20 protein-coding genes and 1 pseudogene are annotated in these 22476 nt (G+C 57.3%); 10 read left to right on the top strand and 11 right to left on the bottom strand.

The genetic code is table 11. The annotated features are described in order from the left end of the window. Positions 1-30 precede the first annotated feature (30 nt). From D7241_RS06750 to D7241_RS06740, 3 genes are read left to right on the top strand one after another with little or no spacing between them, the layout of a single operon-like run. On the top strand, positions 31-774 hold the full coding sequence (locus D7241_RS06750; protein WP_408100852.1) for an SDR family NAD(P)-dependent oxidoreductase: 744 nt from the start codon (positions 31-33) through the stop codon (positions 772-774). Positions 775-791: 17 nt separating this feature from the next. Then, entirely contained in the window at positions 792-1193 is a 402-nt protein-coding gene (locus D7241_RS06745) for a VOC family protein (protein WP_408100851.1), read from the top strand. Beyond that, on the top strand, positions 1190-2164 hold the full coding sequence (locus tag D7241_RS06740; RefSeq protein ID WP_408100850.1) for a saccharopine dehydrogenase family protein: 975 nt from the start codon (positions 1190-1192) through the stop codon (positions 2162-2164). Before D7241_RS06745 ends, D7241_RS06740 begins: the two co-directional genes overlap by 4 nt. A 32-nt stretch (positions 2165-2196) precedes the next feature. Here D7241_RS06740 and D7241_RS06735 read toward each other — a convergent pair whose 3' ends face one another. Continuing rightward, a complete protein-coding gene (locus D7241_RS06735) occupies positions 2197-2799 on the bottom strand; it encodes a TetR/AcrR family transcriptional regulator (RefSeq protein WP_408100849.1) in 603 nt (200 codons plus the stop codon). 156 nt (positions 2800-2955) lie between these two features. Here D7241_RS06735 and D7241_RS06730 point away from each other — a divergent pair, with 156 nt between their 5' ends. Both D7241_RS06730 and D7241_RS06725 read left to right on the top strand, forming a co-directional pair. Beyond that, positions 2956-3696 (top strand): SDR family NAD(P)-dependent oxidoreductase, encoded by a 741-nt coding sequence (locus tag D7241_RS06730; protein WP_408100848.1) that lies wholly within the window; start codon positions 2956-2958, stop codon positions 3694-3696. 185 nt (positions 3697-3881) lie between these two features. Then, positions 3882-4298: a VOC family protein gene (locus D7241_RS06725; RefSeq protein ID WP_408100847.1), complete on the top strand. Its 417-nt coding sequence runs from the start codon at positions 3882-3884 to the stop codon at positions 4296-4298. 384 nt (positions 4299-4682) lie between these two features. On the opposite strand, the gene D7241_RS06720 is transcribed toward D7241_RS06725, so the two are convergent. From D7241_RS06720 to D7241_RS06705, 4 genes are read right to left on the bottom strand one after another with little or no spacing between them, the layout of a single operon-like run. Further along, complete coding sequence (locus D7241_RS06720; RefSeq protein ID WP_408100846.1) at positions 4683-6137, bottom strand: efflux transporter outer membrane subunit; 1455 nt, start codon at positions 6135-6137, stop codon at positions 4683-4685. Continuing rightward, a complete protein-coding gene (locus D7241_RS06715) occupies positions 6134-7036 on the bottom strand; it encodes an efflux RND transporter periplasmic adaptor subunit (RefSeq protein WP_408100845.1) in 903 nt (300 codons plus the stop codon). Before D7241_RS06715 ends, D7241_RS06720 begins: the two co-directional genes overlap by 4 nt. Continuing rightward, a complete protein-coding gene (locus tag D7241_RS06710; protein ID WP_408100844.1) occupies positions 7033-7242 on the bottom strand; it encodes a DUF1656 domain-containing protein in 210 nt (69 codons plus the stop codon). The genes D7241_RS06715 and D7241_RS06710 overlap by 4 nt, the downstream gene beginning before the upstream one ends. Continuing rightward, positions 7239-9290: an FUSC family protein gene (locus D7241_RS06705; RefSeq protein WP_408100843.1), complete on the bottom strand. Its 2052-nt coding sequence runs from the start codon at positions 9288-9290 to the stop codon at positions 7239-7241. Before D7241_RS06705 ends, D7241_RS06710 begins: the two co-directional genes overlap by 4 nt. A gap of 195 nt (positions 9291-9485) precedes the next feature. Between D7241_RS06705 and D7241_RS06700 the strand changes: the two genes are divergently transcribed. The 4 genes from D7241_RS06700 (at position 9486) to D7241_RS06685 (ending at position 14173) form a co-directional block, all read left to right on the top strand. Further along, the gene (locus D7241_RS06700) at positions 9486-10370 is read left to right on the top strand and encodes a helix-turn-helix domain-containing protein (protein WP_408100842.1); all 885 of its coding nucleotides are present in this window, start codon (positions 9486-9488) and stop codon (positions 10368-10370) included. A 141-nt stretch (positions 10371-10511) separates the two neighbouring features. After that, positions 10512-10718, top strand: coding sequence for a hypothetical protein (locus tag D7241_RS06695; RefSeq protein ID WP_408100841.1), 207 nt, complete (start codon positions 10512-10514; stop codon positions 10716-10718). 688 nt (positions 10719-11406) lie between these two features. Beyond that, the gene (locus D7241_RS06690; RefSeq protein ID WP_408100840.1) at positions 11407-13038 is read left to right on the top strand and encodes a hypothetical protein; all 1632 of its coding nucleotides are present in this window, start codon (positions 11407-11409) and stop codon (positions 13036-13038) included. A gap of 508 nt (positions 13039-13546) precedes the next feature. Beyond that, positions 13547-14173 (top strand): hypothetical protein, encoded by a 627-nt coding sequence (locus D7241_RS06685; RefSeq protein ID WP_408100839.1) that lies wholly within the window; start codon positions 13547-13549, stop codon positions 14171-14173. A 3-nt stretch (positions 14174-14176) separates the two neighbouring features. Here D7241_RS06685 and D7241_RS06680 read toward each other — a convergent pair. Further along, positions 14177-15342 (bottom strand): annotated as a pseudogene (locus tag D7241_RS06680) (IS3 family transposase). Between the two features lie 191 nt (positions 15343-15533). Here D7241_RS06680 and D7241_RS06675 point away from each other — a divergent pair. After that, positions 15534-15995 carry a hypothetical protein gene (locus tag D7241_RS06675; protein ID WP_408100838.1) on the top strand — a complete coding sequence of 154 codons (462 nt, stop codon included), beginning with the start codon at positions 15534-15536 and terminating at the stop codon, positions 15993-15995. A gap of 297 nt (positions 15996-16292) precedes the next feature. On the opposite strand, the gene D7241_RS06670 is transcribed toward D7241_RS06675, so the two are convergent. The 5 genes from D7241_RS06670 to D7241_RS06650 all read right to left on the bottom strand — a co-directional run bounded on the left by D7241_RS06670 (position 16293) and on the right by D7241_RS06650 (position 22350). Next, entirely contained in the window at positions 16293-17333 is a 1041-nt protein-coding gene (locus tag D7241_RS06670) for a DUF4062 domain-containing protein (protein WP_408100837.1), read from the bottom strand. Positions 17334-17557: 224 nt separating this feature from the next. Beyond that, positions 17558-18532, bottom strand: a complete 975-nt coding sequence (locus D7241_RS06665) for a tetratricopeptide repeat protein (protein WP_408101200.1) — start codon at positions 18530-18532, stop codon at positions 17558-17560. Positions 18533-18558: 26 nt separating this feature from the next. After that, a complete protein-coding gene (locus D7241_RS06660) occupies positions 18559-20037 on the bottom strand; it encodes a hypothetical protein (RefSeq protein ID WP_408100836.1) in 1479 nt (492 codons plus the stop codon). Further along, positions 20006-21058 carry a nucleoid-associated protein gene (locus tag D7241_RS06655; protein WP_408100835.1) on the bottom strand — a complete coding sequence of 351 codons (1053 nt, stop codon included), beginning with the start codon at positions 21056-21058 and terminating at the stop codon, positions 20006-20008. Before D7241_RS06655 ends, D7241_RS06660 begins: the two co-directional genes overlap by 32 nt. Before the next feature lie 341 nt (positions 21059-21399). Further along, positions 21400-22350 (bottom strand): ATPase, encoded by a 951-nt coding sequence (locus tag D7241_RS06650; protein WP_408100834.1) that lies wholly within the window; start codon positions 22348-22350, stop codon positions 21400-21402. Positions 22351-22476: the final 126 nt, after the last annotated feature.

Below are 22476 nucleotides of genomic sequence, written 5' to 3'. Positions count from 1 at the left end.
TGGCTCATGCAATCAGCCAAGGAGCACGTCATGGGCGTTATCGTCATTACCGGAGGCAGTCGAGGAATTGGTGCCAGTGCTGCGGAACACGCCGCCCGCCACGGCATGGGTGTCATCCTTACCTACAACCATCATCCAGACGCCGCAAATGAGGTAGTGCGACGCATCGAACAAGCGGGCGGCAAGGCCGTTGCGCTCAAGCTTGATGTGGCGGATGTCGGAAGTTTCGAAGCGTTCCGAGAGGCGGTCCTCGCTGCGCTCCAAGAGATTTGGGGTACACGCACGCTCACAGGTTTAGTGAATAACGCCGGTTACGGCCTGTTCAACCCGTTGGCATCGGTCAGCGAGGCGCAGTTCGATGGTTTGTTCAGTGTTCATCTCAAGGGCCCATTCTTTCTGACGCAGGCCTTGCTGCCGCTACTGGAAGAAAACGCCAGCATCGTCAACCTGACCAGCGCTACAACGCGCGTGGCCACCGACGGGGTGGCGCCATATGCGGCGTTCAAAGGTGGGCTGGAAGTGCTCACGCGCTATATGGCCAAGGAATTCGGCGATCGGCGTATACGTGCCAATGCGGTTTCACCCGGGGCGATTCGAACCGAGTTGGGTGGCGGGCTCAATGACGAGTTCGAGGCGATACTGGCTGCGCAAACGGCGCTTGGCAGAGTCGGTGAGCCAGAAGATGTAGCCCGGATCATCGTCATGTTGCTGTCGGAAGAGGGGGCTTGGATCAACGCCCAGAGCATTGAAGTCGCGGGCGGCTACATCATCTGAGCAATCGAGGACCTGTCATGCTGGATCATATTTTTCTGTCTGTGAGCGACATTGAGCGCTCTATCCGTTTCTACGAAGCGGCCTTGATGCCCCTCGGTATCACCGCGCGCCTGGACTACGACGGCAAGGACGGCCCACCCGGGCACCCGGACCTGAAAGGCTTCGGCGCAAACGGCCGGATGTTCTTCTGGCTGCGCCAGGGTGAAGTCGAAGGCCGAGCGGTGCATGTCGGTTTTGTAGCAAACAGCAAAGCCCAAGTTGAATTTGCTTATGCGGCCGCGTTGGCCCAGGGCGCGGTCGATAACGGCGCACCGGGCGCACGTCTGCACTATGACCCGAACTACTACGCCGCTAACGTCCTGGACCTTGACGGCTACAGCCTTGAGTTCGTCTACAAGAACTGGCAGCACGTCCGATGAAGACGTTACTGATCTATGGCGCAACCGGCTACGTGGGGCGCATGGCGGCCGAATATGCCGTTGCGCAGGGAATGGACATCGTCATTGCCGGGCGCAGTCACGACAAATTGAGCGTTCTGTCTGCACAGCTGGACGTACCTTATCGCGTGTTCATGCCCGATGCCCGGGCGGCCGAATCCCTTGAAGGCGTCGGCATGCTGGTGAACCTTGCCGGGCCCTTCGCGCAAACCGCCGATGCCTTGATGCGGGCCTGCATCAAGGTGGGTGTCGACTATCTGGATATCACGGCCGAGATCAATGTGTACCGGTTGGCTGAGCGATTGGGCGCTGAGGCGGCCGAGTCAGGCGTCATGCTTTTGCCTGGCGTTGGCTGGGACGTGGTGCCGACAGACTGCCTCGCAGTGCATGTTGCCCGCCGTGTGCAGGATCCGCAGTCACTTAGCATTGCACTTCAGGTTGCGGGTTCCATGTCACGCGGATCGGCCCTGAGCGTCAGCGAGATCATTGGAGCGGGGCTGCTGGCCCGGATTGACGGACAGCTCGTGCTAACTCCCGATGCGCAACCGCGACACTTCGATTTTGGCGACGGCCTGGAACTGTGTGCTCCACTGTCTTTCGGTGATCTGGTCACCGGCTGGCACTCCACCGGTATTCCCAACATTGCCATGTTCGTGCACTTCTCCGGCGATCCGTTCCAAGGAGACCTTTCGCAGCTTCCCGAGGGCCCGGACGCGCAACAGCGTGAAGCTCATCGCGCCCGAGCTGTGGCTGAAGTGACCGGCGCTGACGGCACAGTTGCCCGTTCAGTAATCGAGACCGTCAACGGCTACACCTACACGCCAATCGCTGCCGTAGAGGCGGCGCGCCGGGTATTGAGCGGCGAGCGGCGGCCGGGTTTCGAGACGCCGGCGAAGCTGCTGGGAGTCGGATTCGCCGAGCGCATCGCCGGTACGACGATCACTGATCGCTGAGTCGCCCGGGCGATAGCGGCAATGCTGTTTACTCAGGCGTCCGTAGCGCTGTCGCTTGCCTCGAACGCTTGGGAAATAAGCTTGCCGGCAGTTTGCGCCACCTCCACCAGGCGCTCGCAGGACATGCCGCTGCACGCTGCCGCAGACAGTCCCCGCAGGGTGACCAGCAGGTAGTCAGCCAGCGCCTGCGCAGCGTCCGGGCGGACCTGATCCAAATAACAGCGGATCGCCTGGACTCCAGCGTCGCCTAGTTTCTCTGCCATATCGCGGGCAATCGGATCGTCAGCGCGCATACCCTCGGTGATTAGGCAGCCACGCAAAGCCCTGTCACGCCCGTACTGCTTCGCAGCGGCAACCAGCAGCGCGGTCAGCGCTTCGGCGGGTGGTCGGTCCGGCGCCAGTAGCGTGTCCATCGGCAGCGCATTTTCATTGGCATAGCGATGCATTGCCCGCTCGAACAGCGCGGCCTTGCTGCCATAGGCGGCGTAGAAGCTTGGCGGCTTGATATTCATGGCCTCGGTCAGGTCGGACAAGCTGACCGCGTCAAAACCGTGCTGGTGAAACAGTGCCTGTGCGATGGCTATCCCTTGCTCGCGGTCGAAGGCGGGGCGGCGTCGCCGGGGTTTTTCGTTCATGGAAATCTCTCACGGTCGATACGACGACTGTAGCGATCGCTACAGCCATGTTCAATGCAATACCGGGTCTATTTCTTTAGTGATCACTAAATAACTTGCGAACAGTTATCGACGCATGTAGTGTCCGCTACATATTCACGCATTGAGGTATTCCCCATGCAGTTCAAAAACAAGGTTGTGCTGGTCACCGGCGGTTCTTCGGGCCTCGGCTTCGCGATCGCCGAAGCGTTTGCCCAAGAGGGCGCCGACGTGATCATCACCGGGCGCCGCCAATCTCAACTAGACGAAGCCGTGAGCCGCCTAGGTGGGAACGCCTCCGCCGTGCGGACCGACATCTCGAACCCGGGCGACCTTACCGAGCTGTTCACGCACATAAGCGCGGTCCATGGCCGTATCGATGTGCTGATCGCTAACGCCGGGATTGGTCAAATCGAGCCTTTGGGATCGATTACCGAAGCAGTCTTTGATCGGGTCTTCACGACCAATGTCAAGGGCACGACTTTCACAGTGCAGGGCGCGTTGCCGTTGATGGGCCAGGACGGCAGTGTCGTCGTCATCGGCTCGACCGCTTCGATCAACCCCGGCCCCGGTCTGAGCGTCTACGGAGCCACCAAGGCTGCGCTACGGGCGCTGGTGCGCAGCTGGATTCTGGACATCAAAGGTTCTGGTGTGCGCATCAACCTGCTCAGCCCTGGGCCAGTGGACACCCAGTCTCTGCGCGACGTCCTTGGCGATAACGCGCAGCAGGTGATTGATGCCCTTAGCGAAAAAAGCACGCTCGGCCGGATCGGTCAGGCGCACGAGATCGGCCAAGCCGCGCTCTTTCTGGCGAGCAATGCGTCGAGCTATGTCAACGGCGCCGAGCTGTTCGCCGACGGCGGGGCTTCCCAGGTCTGAACGGGCACGGGGCGACTGCTTTGCCTTCGCTGATCTTCCTTTGAATCCCAAGAATGCCTAGCGGCTCCTGACGCGACCGCGCAAGTTGGCAACAATGAACAATGCCCGCTGTTGTTAGCGAGCCTACTAAGTTGTTAGCGAGCCTACTAACCTGCCGAGCGATCGGCGTCTTATGGAGTTTTCTGATGAACAACTTCACTGGTTCGGCAATTGACCATGTTGGCATCGGTGTTTCGGACATTTCGCATGCGCGCGCCTTCTACGAGCAGGCGCTCAAGCCACTAGGGATTACCTTGGTTGTGAGCATTGAGGCCAATCCACCTCAATCGACGCCTCGGCGCCTGGGATTCGGTTCTGGAGGAAAGCCATTTCTCTGGTTGCATGACTCTCCCGTCCCCAGCCAGGGCGTACACATAGCGCTGATCGCGCAGAGTCATGAGGCGGTTGACGCGTTCCATGCGGCTGCCATGGCCGCTGGCGGACAGGACAACGGGGCACCGGGGCTCAGGCCCCATTACCACTCCGGTTACTATGCGGCTTATGTACGGGCCCCTGACAGAGTGAATCTGGAAGCCGTTTGTCAAGTAACGGCTGAGTTTTAGCCAGGGTTCGCATCAGCTTCATCCGGGCACCCGCTATGACAATCTCCTTGCTGTGCTGCCGCCTATGCGCAGAACAGAACAACAGGGACAGATACGGTAATCTAAGCAGCCAATTAGATAATGCGGCTACCGCCGCTTTTGGCCGAGTTCTCTCGACTCTTAACGGCCGCAATGTGTCGAAAGCGGTCACTTTGCGATCGTTGGCTTGAATTCCACACGCTTAAGGTTTCGACCCTTAGCCCTGACTGCTTGCAGGGGTGCTGGGTATCGCTGCGCTCATCCAAGCCAGTCTTGTCTCGCCAAAGGCTCGCCGCTGCCGGTTCCCGGCGAGCCATCCAGACGCATCTATACCACTCGGTGCAATGGCCGGTTGTAGTCTCGCGTTTATCTTCCTGCTTGTCGGATCGGTCGGCCCGGATCGACGCTTTCCCAGCCGCCGCCCAATGCCAGAAAAAGGTTGACCTGATCCAACGACAACTGTGCTTCTGATTTAGCCAATGCGGCTTCGGCAGAGGCGAGGGTACGCTCGGTATCGAGGCTGTCGATATAGGCCAAACGGCCTTCCTGATATAGCCGGCGAGTGTGATCGGCGGCGCGGCTGGCGGCGTTTCGGGAATCGCGCAGGGCATGGTTGCGTTCCAGATCATGGGCATATTGCGTCAGCAGCGTCTGCGTCTCGCGCAGGGCGTTGAGCACCGTGCCGTCGAAGCGGGCCAGGGCGGCGTCGGCGCCGGCTTCCATGGCGCGCACCCGGGCGCGATCGACCTGAGTCGGGAAATGCCATGAAATTGCTGGTCCGAATTCCCAGCGGCGAGTGATCGGATCGGCCATGTGTTCGAGCATGCCGGTGTAGCCGGCCGAGACGCCAAGGTTGATTTCCGGGTACATCATCGCGGTCGCGACGCCGATATCTGCAGTGGCCGCGGCGAGCGTGCGTTCTGCCGCGCGAACGTCCGGACGACGTTTGAGCAGCGCGGCACCATCGCCAACCGGAATCGGCTGGCCCAGTTGCGGCGCATGGCTGCAGGCGGCCACCGTCTCAGGCAAGTCACCGGGCGTACGGCCGAGCAGGGCGGCGATCTGGTACAGCGCGGCGGATTTCTTCGATTCGAATGGCGGCAGTTCGGCGCGCAGTGCTTCGACCTGAGCGCGTGCTCGGGCGACGTCCACCTCGTTGCCGCGTCCGCCGACCAACAGACGCGTGGCCACGTCCAGTTGCCGCCGCTGAATATCCAGCGAATGCTCGGCGATGGTCAGTTCTTCGCTCGCGTGGCAAGCCTCGACATAGTTGCGCACGACTTGCGCCACGACGGTGATGCGGGCGGTGTCCAGCGCCGCTGCGCTGGCGTCGGCACTGGCGCCGGCCGATTCGGCGGCGCGTTTGAGCTTGCCGAACAGATCGAGCTGATAGCCGATCGAAAGCCCCACATCGGCGAGGTTCATCACCGGGATTTTTTCCTGCAGCGCCAGTGATTCGCTTGATATCTGACCACGCGCGAGCGAACCGGCGCCGCCAATCTCGACTTCCTGCGCGTGTTGGGCCATCTGGAAGCCTTCATAGGCGCGCCGGAGCGTGTGGTAGGCGAGGCGAACATCGGTGCTGCGGTCCAGCGCCTCGGTCACGAGCTGGTCAAGGAGTGGGTCGTCATAGAGTTTCCACCAGTCCGCCGACAACTCGGCTTGGATCACCTTCGCATTGCCGGCCAGATCGAACGGCGCCTGAGCCTCGACGCGTTGAATCGCGGCGTCGTCAGGCAGCCGGTAGTCGGGACCTACGGTGGTGCAGGCGCTAAGCGTAGTGAAGACCGCGAGCAGAGCGATCAGGTAATGGCGGCTCATGGCGCGGCCGGCTCCGTTGTGGCGTTTTTCGTCCAGGGCAGCACGGAGAGCGTCGCTGTTCGGCCGATGACAAGTCGAATCCCGGTTTCCTGCCCCTCATCCAGCACTACGCGCACCGGAATCCGCTGGGCGAGGCGGACCCAGTTGAAGCTCGGGTCGATGTTGGGCAGCAGCGAGCTGCCACGTGCGCGATCACGGTCTTCGATGCCTGCGGCGATGCTCTGAACGTGGCCGTGCAGGTGCTGGGATTCGCCCATGATCTGAATATCCACCGGCTGGCCAATTTCGATGGCGTGGAGCTTGGTTTCTTCGAAGTAGCCTTCGACGCGCAGCGAGTGGGTATCGACAATTGAAAGCACCGGCGTACCGGTTCTGACGTAGTCGCCGACGCGCATGGTCTGGTCGCTGAGGTGGCCGTCCACAGGGCTGCGCACGGTGGTGCGTTTGAGATCGAGGCGGGCCACGCCGAGCGTTGCTTCGGCGGTCTTTAGTGCGGCTTCGGCGCGCTTGACCTGAGTGTTGCCGATTTCCACGGTTTCCGCCGCGATCAGGTCCTTTAGCACGCGGTTGCGCTTGGCTTCCCGGCGCGCCTGGTCAAGCTGGGCACGACGCTCAAGAACGGTGGCTTCGGCTTCATCGACGGCAAGTTCGAAGCGGGCCTGGTCGATGACGAACAGCACTTGGCCACGACTGACTTTCTGGTTGTCACGCACCCGCAGTTCGGTAACCAGGCCGGAGACGTCGGGCGCAACCTGAATGATGTCGGCATGCACATGGCCATCCCGGGTCCAGGGCGCTTCCATGTAGTAATCCCACAGGTGCAGGCTGACAGCGATGGCGATGCCTACGGCCAGCAGAGTCAGCACCACGGAGCCGGTGGCAGGTATCCATTTCTTCACGATTCGAGTCCCGGTGTGAGGGTGAACAGGGCGCCAAGGACCATTACGTACAGGGCGAGATTGAACAGCGGTGGGTGCCAGATCCAGCGATACAAACCCAGGCGCGCCAGGGTCATGGCGAGAAGACTTTTGAGCAAATAGGTGCCGAGCATCAGTACCAGCAGCATCGGCACGTAGACGCCATAGATATTCAGATGACCGATCATGCGGACGCTCCGAGGGAGTCGAATTCAGAATTTTCGTGCGGCGACGGTACGACCGGCGCATCGGGAAACAGAGCCAGGCGCAAGCCATGCAAGGCCTGGCAGGCCTCGCGCGTCACTTGGCCGGGCAGCGGCAGCAACCGCTGCAGAGCCTCGTCCAATAGCAGGCGCAGGCTGTCCGGTGCGGGCGCTGGGTGATGGGTTTTTGCGCAGCGCTGGAAGTAGGCGCGCGCGGCGATCAAGATCGGCTGAAGCTGCTGCTGGATCGCTACGGGCAGCTGTAGTTGTTTGAGCTCCAGTAGACGGAAGCAGATCCGCAACTCCCGGGTGGCGTCATGCAGCGCCAAGCCATGGTCATCCAATTGGCCGAGACGCGGCAGCAGCTGTGCGGTGCGATCGATGACTTCTGAGGCGACGCTGTCGTAATCCTGCTTCTGCTTTGCCAGTGTTAGGCGCGACAGGCTGATCCAACCGCTACGCGCGAGCCTTCGCGCCGCCCATTGTGTGCCGAATGGCCTGGTCAGGCGCGCCCAGATCAGCGCCAGGACGACGCCCAAAGCGGTGGATAGCGCGATGTCGGCGAACAACGCAAAGTCAGCCTTGTAGCTGTCCTGAATGGTGATGGTGGAGATGGTCTGCACCGCCAGCAGGATCACCGTGCCGGTGTACTGCGGACGGCCGGCGAGGGTGCCAAGCAACAACAGCGGCACCGCGAGCAGGGCGGCCAGGCTGCCGAAGTCATGCACGTTGGGAATCAAGGCGAACAGATAAATCGTCGCCGTTGCGATGGAAGCCAGCGTCGCCATCAGGAACGACTTGATGAAGGGCGCCGGGTTGTCCTGGCTGGCAAAAAAGCAGCTGGCGACGGCAGCGATGAACACGCCGGTGTAACCGTGCTGCCAGCCCGACAAGTACCACAACAGGCTGATGAGCAGCACGAGCAGGCCGACCGATATCGCGGAGAACGCCAGCAACACGTAATCGTAATGACGCGGCGCGCCGATCAGCTGACGCACCCGGTAGCGCAACACCGGCGGTTGCGTTGGATTATTGTCAGCAAAGCATTGGCGCAGGATCAGGGCGTCCTGCCAAAGCTCGACCAGGGCTCGCAGCTGGCCGAGGGCGCTGGCGAGCGCTAGCCGGTGTGCCGGACGGCTGTCACCCAGCTCGGTTTCCAATTGCAGGCTGCGCGCACCGAGCTGTTGCGCAGTGACTTGGGCATCGTCGCCCTGCATCCAGCAGGCAACTCGCTGTAAATGGTCTTCGAGTTCGGGCAGCGGTTCTTGCAAATGCCGGCGAAGATGGCGCAGCGCATCGCCCAAGGAGATCAGCTGCGGTGTGAGCATGGCCATCCGGGCGCGAAAATCGCGCGCATACCTGGCTGGCAGATGGCTGCTGCTGTCGTACTCGAGGTGGACGATCATGCCGTCGAGCCCCATCACGTCGATCATCAGGCGGTGCAACGCATGCTGATCGAAGGCGTCTGGCTCTGTTGTGTTCAACATCTGACGTGTCGCCGCCCGTGCGTCGTCGAGCAGAAGCGTCATGCGGGCATTCAGCACCGGTGCGATGCGGCTCGGAAACAAGACGGCATTGACCAGACTGGCGCAGACGATGCCCAGCAGAATCTCCTCGGAACGGGCCAAGGCGACATGGAAGATGCTCTCCGGATGGTTGACCTCGGCCAGGCTGATCAGCGGCACGGTATAAGCGGCTAGCAAAAAGATGTAGCTGCGTGGAGAACGGTCGAGCAGTGACAAATAGAGCAGGGTGGTGATCCACAGCGCCATCACCAGGCTCAGCATCACTGGTTGCTGGGCGAATATCGGCAAGATGACTACCGATGCCGCCGCGCCGAGCAGCGTGCCCAGCGCACGGTAGATCGCCTTCGAGCGCGTAGCGCCGGACAATGGGTGCGAGACCACGTAGACCGAGGCCATCGCCCAGTAGGGGTTGTCCAGCGGAATGGCGAGCGCGATATACAGCGCGAGCAGGGCAGCGATCAGCGCCTTGGCTGAAAACAGCCATTCGCGCCAAGCAGGCATATTCATAGGAGTCTGATTATTTCGAGGCCGTGGCAGCGTTGATGAACAGCAGAGCGCTACGGCGAATTGCACAACTTGTTACATTTAACGCCATCGAGATGTGACAAATCGAACAACCAACCGGACAATCGCATCACTTTCAAGTCCGCGATCTGTCGGGCACTGTATTTGTGATTACGACCGTCCGTAACCAGAGGCACGATGAAGCGCATCCCCAATTACGGCCTGTATGGCGAAACCGCCCAGCCAGCCTGGCGCGACATGCTGCACTGCGAATGGATCAACGAACGCAGCGAGCAGTACCAGTGGGAGATCAAGCCTCATCAGCACGACGCCTTGCTGCAGCTGTTCTATATCCGCAGCGGTGGCGGCGAGGTTTCTCTGGAGAACCAGCGTCTGTCTTTCGCCGGGCCGAGCATCCTGGTCCTGCCGAGCCGCACGGTGCACGCGTTCAGTTATCACCGCGACACCGACGGGCCGGTCTTTACCGCGGCGCAACGGCCGCTGGAATCGATGGCGCGGATCGTCGCGCCCGGTTTGCTGGGCTTTCTGCAACGCCCCAGCGTCGTGCCTTTGCCCTGGCAAGCGGACGGCTGCGAACCAATCTGGCCTTTGATTCAGCTGATCGAGGCGGAGGCGAGAAGCGACGCCCGGGGCAACATTGCGGCGGGACACTCGTTATTGCTGGCCTTGCTAATCCACGCCGCACGGCTGGACGCGTCCATCAACACGGCGCCGCGGCCGGGAAAGAGTCGGCGGGCCGCTGTGCTGCGGCAGTTTCGCGAACTGGTAGAGCAACATTTCCGTAGTCATTGGACACTTGGGCGTTATAGCGAGGCCTTGGGAATGACGACGACCACGTTGGGCCGTGTATGTCGGGAAGAGGCTGGTGTTGCGCCCAGCGCGATCGTTAGCGAACGCATCGTTCGGGAGGCCCAGCGCCAACTGGCTTACACGAGCCTCGATATCCAACAGGTCGCGCGTGACCTTGGTTTCGCAGATACCGCATATTTCAGCCGTTTCTTTCGCAAACAGGCCGGTCTCAAGCCCAGCGAGTTTCGGGGCGCATTCAAGCGAGATGATTGAGCGGTCACAGGCATTGCTTTTAAGTAAGACTGTTACGTATGCGGTAATAGTGCTTCATGCCTGGTCACCTGTTTCCGATCGAGAGTGGGTCCTAAGCTTGCGCTCAAGTTCCACGCCATAGCGCACTTTGAGGTACTCCATATGACTCGCAATACTCTATCCGCCGCAGCGCTCGCCGCTTGCGCCCTGATCCTTTCGCCCATGTCCTTTGCTGAAGAATCGCCTGCGTTCGCCGCTCGTTTTGCCGCGCTACAAGAACAGGCCCGTAACGCCACCTCCGAACAGACCGTAGCCGGCCAGTCCGCAACCGAATCACAGGCGATTCACACGGCCGTGGTTTCCGAGTAAAGCAAGGACAGCTGAACCCAGCCTGATCACCATCACGGTGATCGATGCGCAACGCTCCGCTGAAAATGTCGCCGATACAAACCGACGACGCTCGGATACCTGCCGGCCTGGATTTGCCAATAGAGCTTGGAGGAAGGCAATCGAAATCCCAACGGAGAACTCGGCTGCTATGCCTTGGCTAATGAGTAATTCGCATAATCTATATTATGTTAAATGCGATGTTATGTTGTGAATGTCCGATCTGCTACTTCCACGACTGAGACCTCAATCGTGCTCCAGATGTGAGTGTTGAAACCAAAACGGAATCCTGTCGCATCACCGGAAATAATTCCTCTCAATATGTTGCCCCCGACAGCTCATGTGACACCCGAGATGCAAGCCAATCAATGTCGGAACGAAAACGGAACGTTTAGGACGTTTGGGCGACGCATTCCTTATTTTTTCCGTCCTGAACTGTCGAAACCAAAACGGAAAAATATTCCGACCCAAATCTCCGCCGCACCCAACCCCCTGAAATCCCTGCTTTACTTTAAAGCGCATTTTCGGCGTCTTGACGCCGCTGTCGGAACCAAAACGGAAAAATACTGTGATTCGCCATGCGCTCGTCCTCCAGGATTGCCAAACCTGCTGATTTAGCTAGATTGGTGCCGGTGCATCGTTCCAATCGGCCCCATCAAGGACGTAAAAGGTGTTCCCGAGATCAGTCCTCACAGACCGTGGTGAAACCGCACACCGTGTCGAAGCCAACGGCAACGTCGAAGCCGATGAGCGCTCCACATCCCAATCGACCCTAATCTTGGGCTACTTTGCCTCGTTCCCATCCGAAATAGGCGCAGTCGAAACCTACGAGCATTTTTGCCGCTACTCCGATAGCCTTTCTTCTTCTATACGAAGTAAATTTCGAACCGTGGTGTTCCTTGAAAAATTCGTCCTCTGGGCAATTTGCATCGCAAGGAAGCCACTGAGCGAATTTGCGGCATCGGATCTCAGGGCCTTCAGCGCCTTCTGCGCGCGGCCACCGGAGGCCTGGGTTGGCGCTCGGAAGGCAAGATTTGTCATCAATAAAGGCACCGAACGTCATAACGAAGACTGGAAGCCATTCGCACAGTCGATCGCAGATCCTGCACTCGGATACATAACTAACCGATTTTTCGAGTTTTTAGGCACGGACTTGGGTGTACAGCCCAGGCTGTCGAGCTCCGATTTGTACAGAGCACCGCGAGCGCCGTTCAGTGACCAGGATGACCTCCAAGCTCAGCAATACCTTAAATACCTCGCAAACCTGACGCCAGCCACCAAGGTTTCTGAGCGTGGTTTGCTTGTGTTTTCGGCCTGCTATCACCTTCGCCTCAGCTTTAAAGAGTGGCGCTCAGAGCGCAGTCACTTTTCAATGGCGTGCTTTTCATCGATAGGTTCCAGCGATCCGCACTTCATCATGCGAGGTCATCTGCGAGACTACAACATCCCCGTCCCCCAGGCCCTCATAGACTCGATGTCCAGATACAGGCACAGTCTGGGGTTGAGCGCTATTCCATCTCCGGACGAAGGCAATCCAATACTTACGGAAGCCTTGCTCAACAAGCTAATGTGGAGACTTCCCAAAATGCCTGGGTTGGGGTGTTCTCCTAGCGAGCTGCTTGAGCGAGCCGTGGGTTTTCGTATTAGTCAGCTTGATACGCCAGCACCCGTTCGTCCATCACGAAGCGAAAGCTCGCGCCAGTATCGATTGAGTTGGAATCGTAAGCAGGTTTCGAAAGCACGTGGGGCCGTCCACCAACAAGACTCTGCGGATCTGGACGCCGGTTATCACACTCAGGAGCACCCGCCTCCATTATTTGGTATGCAACAGAGAGAAGTGCTCGTTCTTTCAAAGACTCAAGGACAAGCCTATGTCGCAAGCTGTTTTCCAAGAAACCGCTTAAAAATTGCGCTGGAGTCGTTAGAGGTACTTCGGGTATACCGTTCATGCAGTGCGGATCGGTTAAAGCTGGTAGCACTTGAAAAACTGCTCCTCTGGTCAGTTTATATCAAGCATAAAAGTTTCTACTCGTTGACCCCGCTTGATGCTCGGGAATTTTACGAGTTTTGTCTTGCACCGCCTACGAGCTGGGCTGCCAATCATGCTCAGGCAAGGCTGAGCGTCCGAATTACGGGCGTGCTGCCAAATCCAAATTGGACTCCATTTGTCCGCATCTCGGGCAGCGATGAAGAAAAAATTGTTCGGGCAGGCCGAATCATGGGCTGGTGCGAGAACGTTTGTAATTCACTATTGGTGATCGAATCGGTCAAAATTAACATTTTTTCGGGCATGCTGGACTAGCCATCGCGAGATGTGTAACGAGACGCGCGTGACTAGACCAGCAGCGGAAAACAACCGCCCTCCTCGGCCCGAAAAATCACTCCGCCAAGCCAATAAGAGCCTCAAGCCTAGAGCGAGCTTCTTCAATAATTCCGTATATGAGTATATTAGGGACATGGGGCGTCAGTCTCAAGGTGGCCGCCCGTTTGCCCCTTGCCTTCGGTGGTTTTAATATTTGATGAGACAGCTAGGCATGCTTATGCATTTGTTCGATGTATGTGAGTTCAATCTACAAGCGCAGGTTACAAGTCAACAACAAGTCGCCATTGCCTCAGACCACGCTAAATTAAGAGAGGGCCCATTGGATGCGCTATTAATGTTTGCCCCTGAGCTCGTCCAGTAGAGAAATCGGTAACCCCAGCCTGTTGACGCCAACAGAGCTGGGATAGGATCACTCGATGATCGTGTTGATGGCGCCGCAGTCACCTGAGCCTACCCCGCTGGTTTGATAGACAGGGCGAAAGAAAAAATGGAAGCAGACCGCTTGATGGTTGGATCAGCAGAGGATGAGGCTCGCGAGATCATTGGACGGCTGGAGAAGGCCGAAGGCAGCGCCGAGTTGCAGCGCCTACTACTGGGAATCGGCAAAGACGAATTCGCCCTGATCGGTGAACTCGTCCAGATGTACTGCATTGCTGACGCCTTGTGCCGTGAGCTTATCGCCACACTCAAGGAGAAAAGGATCGGTACCGCCAGTGATTCGGCCTACTCCCTGAACGATACCGACGTACTGATTCACACCAAGAAAGAGGCCTGTGAGACTGCCCTGAATATCCACAAGGCCGGCGTCATCTCAGCGGTAGAGACGCTTGAGATGCACAGGGAGTTTCGACATACCTTCTCCCACTGGGTCATCAAACGGTACGCGGATGGAAGGCACCTGGTGGCTCTTTCGAAAAGCGCGCCGGATGCGAAAAAGCGCGATGGTATTGCGCTGGAAGGTGGCCGAGCGAAGCTGATGGTGTTCCGGCTTGGTCTTTTAATGGAAGAGTTGACCAAGATCAAAGGTCACTGCATGTTCTTGGCGGAGCTTCAAGCGTACTTGGATAGCCTCCCCCCGTGCCCCGCCCTTCACACCGGGGGGGAGGATCTGTAGTGGTCAACAATTCCCGGACACAGAATTAAGTCTTTCTTCCGCAACCGCTGGTGGCACGAAACCGTTGTGCTGATGCGGCCTTGCCCAGTTGTAGCGCTGCATGAGATAGCGGCCAATGTCCTGCTCAGCCAGCGCTGTCGTCATGTAGCCCACCGTTAATACCCACTCCGTCTTCAAGTTACGAAACAGCCGCTCCATGGGTGCGTTGTCGTAGCAATTTCCCCGTCGGCTCATGCTTTGCGTCATCCGATAGCGCCAGAGCCGCTGACGGAAACTACGGCTGCCATATTGGCTGCCCTGGTCGCTATGAAACAGGACACCCTGCGGCCTGCCACGCATCTCGTAAGCTCTGTCGAGCGCCTTGATGACCAATTCGGAATCAGGCTTGGCAGACATTGCCCAGCCCACCACTCTACGGCTGTACAAGTCCAGGACGACGGCTAGGTAACTCCATCGACCCTGCGTCCAGATATAGGTGATATCGCTGCACCAGACCCTGTTTGGCGCTGCAACGGTGAACTGCCGGTCGAGGATATTGGGAATATCAGGACGTTCGACGGTGGCCTTTTTGTAAACATGAGAGCCTGGCTGCTTGCTGATCAATCCCTGTTCCTTCATCAAGCCTCTGACCTTGAAGCGTCCGACCTCGGTGCCTTCGTCTTTGAGCATGGCAACGATACTGCGACTACCAGCTGAGCTACGGCTTTGGCTGAACAGCTCGTTTACGCGACTGCGCAGACTCACTCGGCGTACATCGATGCGACGCCGTCGTGCCAGATAGGCGTAGTAACACGATCGGGGCAGCTCGAAAAGCGAGCACAACAGCTGAACAGGATAGTGCTTGGCCAACTGCCGAATCGACTTCAACGTCTGCGCCCGTGCTCCTCGGCCATCAAGAGCGCAGTGGCCTCCTTTAAGATTTTCTCTAACTCCAGCCTGTTGATACGTGCCTGAAGTTCCTGGATCGTCTGCTGCTCAGGCGTGAGCGCTTTGGCAGAAGGCGTGACGCCTCCACGCTCTAGTTGCAACTGAGCGACCCAGCGGCGCAATGCGGTCTCACCCACGTCGAGGGATTTGGCGGCCTCGGGGCAGCTGTAGCCTTGGTCGAGCACCAGGCTGGCAGCCTCACGCTCGAAGGCAGGAGTGAAAGTACGTCGTTGTCTGCTCATCGACACCTCTACATGGCGATCATCTTCGCCTAAAAAGGTGTCCGGGGTTGGTAGACCACTACAAGCGGGCGTAGGGCGTCAGATGGGGATACCAAATGCATTCAGTTGAGTTGAACGGGATCTGAGGAAAACGCGATGCTTGAGCGAGTCTTGGCCCCTCAGGCCAGGACAGCCTTCCAACAGGAGTTGCTATGACCCGTTTCCACCCCATCCCCACCTGGCTGTTGCACTATCCCCCCACCAACCACGCACTCTTCGTCATTGCCCTATGGCCTGTGTTGTTCGCAGTCGGCTGCTGGCAAACGCCACAAATCGCTCAGTTTCTGACGTCTCAGGGCCTTGAGATCAGCGTGCTGCATGTCTTTCTGGCGGGCTTTGGCACCTACTTGTTTTTGCTCGGCAAGCACCGCGCATTCAACCGCCGCTACTTTGAGCGCCACGCAGTCGATATTACCTGGCATCGCCGACTGTGCGAGGTTGACCAAGACTTGATTGCAGCAGGCATGGCTGGCACCGAGACCCATAGCGCCGTGACAAGCGAGATGGCACAGCTCCGCAAGCAGCTGGGGTTCTTGGCCGACGCGGATAACTTCTATCGCAAGCTGAAAATTTTGATTCACGTAATGAGCTGGCTGCGCAGCAAGCTCAAGTAACAAGGCTCATTCGTCATATACAAAGCACAGTCCTTTCGCCCATCTAAATTCCACGATCAACTAACTCTATACCTGAGGCTGCTTCCGGCAATTTATAGCTATGATTCATCCTGCCGCCTGCTCGTAATCTGAAGATTAGAGAATAAATGCCTTGTGAACTGGCGCGTGCCCTTACGGGACGACTGTTGTGAACCGCGCCTCGGCTTCCGCCTCGTCACGTTCCATCCTCACGCCTGCGCGCTCCGCTTGCCGTGCAAACCAGCACCGGGCTACGGAGCGGCAGTTTCAATATCAGCGTCAGGACGCGAGCTTGCGCCCCATCCTGAACAGTACATCGTCCACCCACCGGTTATACGACGCTTGTGATGCAGGGATCAGCAACTGACGTTCAATCACATGCTCTTCCTGGCCATGTGGCATAGAAAGGCTATTCGAAGGTAATGATGGTGGCTCTTGGAACAGTCTGTATGACAGGTCAAATAGGGCAAGTTGAAACCACCCTCCTCGGCCATGCGTGATCAGTCCGAACGCAGCCTCGGCGATGTTTCGCACGCGGCTGGGGGATATGTAATGGCCGGCAAAAGAATCATGGCTGGACGTGGAAGCCGTGAGCGCTGCGGAGAACCAAGCCATCCCGGAATCGTGATGACGCCACGATACGGTGTCTGCGTCGATACCGGTTAGGTCACCCTGGTCGTAATCCTGGTATCCATCCTTTAACTTGCTCAGACCTGCTTGGCACAGCTTGAGGAAGAACGCTTCGTGCTCTGTGTGCACCTGCCGAAGTGTGCCGAATAGCTCGGGCTGTGGAAGAAAGGCAATTTCGACTCGGGTATCACGACTGTGATCGCCCCGATATCCCTGGCATTGCTGGAGTCGCTCAACAAAGTCCTGCTCTGAAACTGCGCCTCTCACGACATTGAGCTGATTCAGCGCGTGGACTATGGCGTCTGAGAGCTCGTGTTCATTGGTGAACGTCACCCGGAACAATCCATCGACGTAGTCAGACACTTCCCACCGGAAAGCTTCTTGAGGCCCTTCAACCGGTACGTCTTGGAGAAAGGCAAGCACCCTCTTCCCGCCAGCTCTAGCACGTCGGAACTCCTGCTGTGTGACGGACTCACCACTGGCTGTTTTGAAACCAAAGTCAGCCCCAAGGATCAAGACCACCACGTCAGCCTGGTCGACCTCTGTCATGCATGCGACTTGAGACGAGTCAGGCCGTGCACCGAAGTCTTCGCACATGATTGGCTGATGCTGAAGGAGCCCAACAGCTTTCCGGGCGGCGGCGCGGTAAGTCTCAAAACCACGGACAACGGAACTGATAAATACCTTCAAATCTGACCCCCCACATTGCTATATGCCAGGCGCGATACGGATACTCCAGCCTTAATCAAACAGACACCATCCTTGCCAACCTGTTACCACATTTGGTGTGTCGCTGAATTGGCAGTATTTGGTTACTGCAACCGTATAGTGACCGGTAGCGCCGGTAAGAAAAGCGGATGATGTTTTGTCTGGCAAGCCCGCTTCCTACTACATTCAGCTAGGTGCTCAGACAGTCAGAGCTGTCGCCTCGTCAGGCCGTCAAGCTTCCGCTTGACCCCGATCTTCGGATTCAGCCTCAACGCCTCCTCGTAACACCCGATAGCCTCGGAAGCCTGACCAAGCGCCTCATGGGCCAATCCTTGCACCTTCAATGCTGCGGGCTTCCACGCGGGATCATCGTCGGCGCCTAGACCACGAGCCCGGATCAGTGCCGCCGAAATAGACTCCAACTCCTCAGTATCCGGGTTACCTTTGAGCATGGATTCAGCGGTGAGGATAACCGCTGTGTAGTCCGCCGATCTCAGCAGCGCGACATCTGCTGCGCCCTCATCCACGAGGTCACCATCCGCCCCGTAGCGGTATTCACCTCCCCCTGCAACCTTTGCCACAAGCTGTTGAGCAGCCTCATCAAGTTCGAACCGCTCGCAGGCGCGGCCTGGGGTGACAGCGAAGAGCTGGCGGCCTTCTTTGAGGTCAAACAGGAACAGCTTATGCCCATCCTCTGTGGGGCTATTGGCTGTCGTGCAGAACGCCAGGCGTCCAGATCGCGAGATCCCGCTGTCCAGTATGTTGGCGGAAAGCTCTTTGGTGATGATCGGCTTTCCCTGAGCACTGAAGACATGGAATGTGCCGGACAAGGCGTTCCCGAAATGCCAGTCTTCAAGACAAAAGGTGCCGTTGTCGGCTACCGCACCATTGTTTGGACGCGCCATGCGGGCATCTACTCGAACCGCGTTCCCCTCTACGTCGACAAGGACGTACCTGCCCTCGCCTGCTTCCCGGCTCCCGTCCCGAATACCATCTGGCGTTGAGTCTTTCCAGGAGAGCACCCATGTTTTTGCCGGCGAACGCGTTACAAGTCCGTGGTAGCCAATGGAATGTATCGTGATGAATCTGTTGCTGAGCTTGAAAAGCTGACCTGCGTCGGGCTTTGCTGGTTTTAGTTTGGACTGCTGGGTGGTGCGCCGTCGGAACAACCAGTCGAACATGCCCAATTATCTCGCTCCATGCTGGCTTAGCTTTCGGGATATGACGGCATGCTGTCCTGGGTATGGATTAGGTACGGATATTCGTACCCCGCACGTGGCTCTCTGGGTACATGACGTCGCGGTTGCTCATATGTTTCTGCGGGCTGTATGACCTTTCGCTCCGCTGGCAGTTTGGCGTTAAAGGGTATCGTATAAAATGCGAACAACACGACACCTAGAGCCCATACCGCCAATACACAAACACCCCAGATAGCCGTCAGCTTGAAGAGCGTCTCCGCGCGATTGACAGGGTCAATCACCATATTTTTATAGTCATTGGACGAGAGAAAGCGATACAGCTTGGTTTGCCACTGCTTCCGTAGTTCACGCTGTCCGAGGATAAAATGCCACCCGGAATAGGCAATGCTCGCGACATATAGCCAGACCATGATCATCACCAGCAGGATAACCCAAGGGTTGATCGCGATGCTCATTCGGGCTACCGCTAGTCCGATACCGACCCCAGCAGCGGTTGTGATTGCCGTTACTGTTTGGCGCGTTGCGTCAGTGGCCTTGGATGTTTCCTCGGTGACGGCTTTACGTAAATCCCCCAACGACTTCAGTGTGTCCTTGGTGACTTCTGAAATCGCCATTTGGTAAGCAATTTTTGCGCAATCCAGCGCTGACTCGAGATTTTCTCGGAAATAGGTGATCACCTCACCATCTGACCGTCCTGAACGCGCGATCTCCGTAGAAAGAAGGACGTACTTCATCTCCGCTTCTCGGGCGTTTTCGTAGACCCACACTGCGGCGTCCTGCAAACCTTGGAAGTCCTTGAAAGCCAACACGTCATCAGTGCCATGATCACGATCATGGTATTCCAGGCTCAGCTTCGGTGGCCCCTTGAAAATGAGCCTTCGATCAGATGCGCTGACCTCGTTAGCGATGCAGCGGATCAACGAGTCGAATGCGTGTGAAACCCATATGCCATGGAGAGGATCTGCTGGGTTCAAGGTAGATTCGTAAAGCAAGTAGGGTCTGATGTCTTCAGGAACAATTCGGGTGTCAGTTGCTTCTTTGACGAGCATTCGTGGAGACTTGGTCGGCGCGACTTCAGGCGCAGTTATTGGCTCCTCCCAGTTTCCGAACACTCTTGCCTGGCAGCGAAAGGAGGACTCTAAGCCTGTAATTCTCCATACATTTGATTCGTTCCCCTTACGTAGGAAGTCCGAGAAGCCACTGGCAGTGAGGATATAAAGATCCGCATCCTCAGCTGGTCTCTCGGGCTTTGTGATAGTTAGGCGAAACTGGCCCATATCATCATGAATGTCTTCCTCGTCACAGTGCGAGTACTCGTCATCATATGCCAAGCATACGACTCCAGCGGTCTTACAGAGCTTGATTAAACGCAGCGTCAAATCAGCTGAAAGCTTGGCGATGGATACGTCGATTTCGCTCTCGGAAATAAACGCTCGTCCTGATCTGGCTTCGCTATTAAGTAGGCTTGCCAAGTCGTTCAGCGACAAGACCGTTCTCCGTGATTTCCTTGGTTTCTATGACAATTCTTTTCCCCCCGCCGTCGATATTATTGATGACTACGTTAGGATTGGTCTGAATGTCTGGGAAGGTGACAGTGACCCCTTCAATAGTACGAAGCTTGCGGATTGCTGGTTGTCGTAGCACTGAACGATCAGGCTTAAATTCCAAATGATGGAGCTTGCTCTCGCGCACTCGCTTGCGTGTCTCGCGCTCAAGCCGCTGTACGGTTTTGTCATCTGTCGGGTCGCCGGCTGAAGACAGCACCGCCTCGATAATGGCATCCTCATCAACCTTAAGCCGTTTGCCTAAAATACCTTTAGCATGCCGGAAGGCTTTTGCAACATCCTTATCCGGGAGTAGATCCTTGCAAGTCTGGAGCGTCCGGCGGAGCAGTTTGCTGGCCATGTGGCTCAGCTCCTGCTCAGATATCGTCCGAGTGACGCCTAGGAACTCCTCGAAGTAGTCGGCAAGGTCAGGGGCCTGTTTTTTCCGGTCGCGGGCCGAGACGCTTGTTTCTGCAACACCGTTTACGACTCGAATCAACGCTGTCTTCTGTACAGCTTTTTTGTCCTCAATCAAGGCCGTCACAATGCGGCGTAACGCATCTCCAGGTTTGGCGCCGTTCTGTACCAAAGCCACCTTGTAGTCGTACTTGATAAAGCTATACACAACGGTGTCAGCGACACCGACGTCCAGTTCGAAAATGCAAAGTACACCATCGGCGCTTCCGCCCCTATGCAGTGTATTGAATGCTCTCGAAAGGCTCTGCGCTCCTCTCTGGAATGTCGTCGAACCCTGTGCAATGGACTCCAGCGCGAGCCTTGTAGTTGAGTTGGTTTTGAAACTGAAAACGGAGTCTGCTGCGTGCTCCAGGATTTTGGTCTGGAAAAAATCAGTATGCTCGGGTTTTCGCTCTCGCATTGCCTCGAACGTTTTAGCGCCGACGACATGCAAGATCATCCGACGAATAGCGAGTGAATCTTCTTCTGCTTGAGTAAAAAAGCTCATTGATTGCCTACTTGCGTCCATGCACGCGGGGAAGGTGCGCGATAGATGATGATGTCTGCGCCAGCGCCACATCCTAGAGCTAATATTGCTTAGCTCCCCTGGATGGCAACAATCGCTTTACTGAAGAGTATGCCCCTGCCCTTTATGATGGCAAGTAGACATGTGCCAACGTCAGAGTCGTGGCATGCTCGCCGAGCCCCTTTTCACTTGAATGATCAGGTGCTCATCGAGTTTGATCTCAACCAGAACTTCAAACGCGCGCACGCCGACATCATGCTACCCGCCAGACACAAACGCTCAGGTTATCGGCCGACTACCAAGGATCCCTCGCCCATCAAAAATTAGTTGAGCTGCTTTTTCTTGACCGCAAAAATCGTCAGGCGGTTGAGGTCATCAATCTCAAGCCTGTAGCTTTTACCGGTGTCAGAAAGCACAAGACGTCCCAGACCGAAAACGCGGAAATAGTCAGCGTCATCTTGGGCAAGGATGTCATTAAAGAAACCTCGGAACCGGTAATCATCCATTTCTTGGTTGGTGACCTTCAGGTAAACGCCCTTTCCATCGACACGATCGATGAACCAGAACATGAACCCACTACTCTTGCGCGGCTCCAGCCGAGCCCCGCCATGGATAACCCGATTGGGTGAGTCGGGTGCCGCTTTCGATATGTTTGGAAAGTAGGAGATAAGCGGCATCTCCCCTTCACCGGTAACCCTCAGCTGCAGGCCGAAGAACTCGTTGCTCGGAAGATCCTTGTGCGCGTTGCGATAATACTCGACGAGCCGCTCGAAACTGCTAGTCCGGTTTCTGGTTGAGAAGGAACTGCCCTTCGCAACACCGCTGCGGCCTGGCCCGCGACCGTGGGCAGGTTTTGATCCAGCACTCCCCGAGACCCCCTCTTCATCCTTCGGTTTGACGGCGGTGGGATCGAACTCATCGATGAAATCATGGAGCTTACGTTTGGCCTCTCGATCCTTATGGACAGCCTCTCCACCCTGGTCTTGATCGCTTACAGCGGCTTCCTCACCCTGCCAGTGGCAACTAGGCGCATGACCCACGCCGGGGTCGCGAAAATGCGCTGCCCGATAGGTGTCCTGAGGCAGGCTTGCATAGTTCACCGCCGTGATTGTGGGTCGCTTTGTCAACGCCATGCAGTCAGCATAAGAACACTGAAACGTGAAGCGAGCTCTGGGCTCAGGCTGCGAGAAGTAGGCCCTGCGGGCATCAGTAATGGAAACGACCTCCCCAAGCTCTACGCAGTAAGCTTCCGAGACCTGAATCTTTGCGGGCATTCCCTGACTCCTATCTTGACGGCGAAGCCCTAATGCGTCGCAGATAATTTCGTCTTGGGGCCAGGCCCCACGGAAGGTACGTTTATAATCGGGATGAAAGCGGTCTGTAAACCGGTTAAAGCCCCC

Origin of the sequence: Stutzerimonas sp. VN223-3, from assembly GCF_045999685.1 — a bacterium.
GTDB lineage: Bacteria > Pseudomonadota > Gammaproteobacteria > Pseudomonadales > Pseudomonadaceae > Stutzerimonas > Stutzerimonas stutzeri_AR.
Note: the sequence above shows the minus strand (reverse complement) of the source record. Positions and strands in the feature narration are given on the sequence as shown.

Excerpts from the sequence above, each read along its gene's own strand:
- D7241_RS06740 (WP_408100850.1), top strand. The coding sequence starts at position 1,190 with ATGAAGACGTTACTGATCTATGGCGCAACCGGCTACGTGGGGCGCATG.
- D7241_RS06730 (WP_408100848.1), top strand. The coding sequence starts at position 2,956 with ATGCAGTTCAAAAACAAGGTTGTGCTGGTCACCGGCGGTTCTTCGGGC.
- D7241_RS06695 (WP_408100841.1), top strand. The coding sequence starts at position 10,512 with ATGACTCGCAATACTCTATCCGCCGCAGCGCTCGCCGCTTGCGCCCTG.
- D7241_RS06745 (WP_408100851.1), top strand. The coding sequence starts at position 792 with ATGCTGGATCATATTTTTCTGTCTGTGAGCGACATTGAGCGCTCTATC.
- D7241_RS06720 (WP_408100846.1), bottom strand. The coding sequence starts at position 6,137 with ATGAGCCGCCATTACCTGATCGCTCTGCTCGCGGTCTTCACTACGCTT.
- D7241_RS06705 (WP_408100843.1), bottom strand. The coding sequence starts at position 9,290 with ATGAATATGCCTGCTTGGCGCGAATGGCTGTTTTCAGCCAAGGCGCTG.
- D7241_RS06675 (WP_408100838.1), top strand. The coding sequence starts at position 15,534 with ATGACCCGTTTCCACCCCATCCCCACCTGGCTGTTGCACTATCCCCCC.
- D7241_RS06750 (WP_408100852.1), top strand. The coding sequence starts at position 31 with ATGGGCGTTATCGTCATTACCGGAGGCAGTCGAGGAATTGGTGCCAGT.
- D7241_RS06655 (WP_408100835.1), bottom strand. The coding sequence starts at position 21,058 with ATGAGCTTTTTTACTCAAGCAGAAGAAGATTCACTCGCTATTCGTCGG.
- D7241_RS06725 (WP_408100847.1), top strand. The coding sequence starts at position 3,882 with ATGAACAACTTCACTGGTTCGGCAATTGACCATGTTGGCATCGGTGTT.
- D7241_RS06735 (WP_408100849.1), bottom strand. The coding sequence starts at position 2,799 with ATGAACGAAAAACCCCGGCGACGCCGCCCCGCCTTCGACCGCGAGCAA.
- D7241_RS06710 (WP_408100844.1), bottom strand. The coding sequence starts at position 7,242 with ATGATCGGTCATCTGAATATCTATGGCGTCTACGTGCCGATGCTGCTG.
- D7241_RS06650 (WP_408100834.1), bottom strand. The coding sequence starts at position 22,350 with ATGCCCGCAAAGATTCAGGTCTCGGAAGCTTACTGCGTAGAGCTTGGG.
- D7241_RS06665 (WP_408101200.1), bottom strand. The coding sequence starts at position 18,532 with ATGTTCGACTGGTTGTTCCGACGGCGCACCACCCAGCAGTCCAAACTA.
- D7241_RS06700 (WP_408100842.1), top strand. The coding sequence starts at position 9,486 with ATGAAGCGCATCCCCAATTACGGCCTGTATGGCGAAACCGCCCAGCCA.
- D7241_RS06685 (WP_408100839.1), top strand. The coding sequence starts at position 13,547 with ATGGAAGCAGACCGCTTGATGGTTGGATCAGCAGAGGATGAGGCTCGC.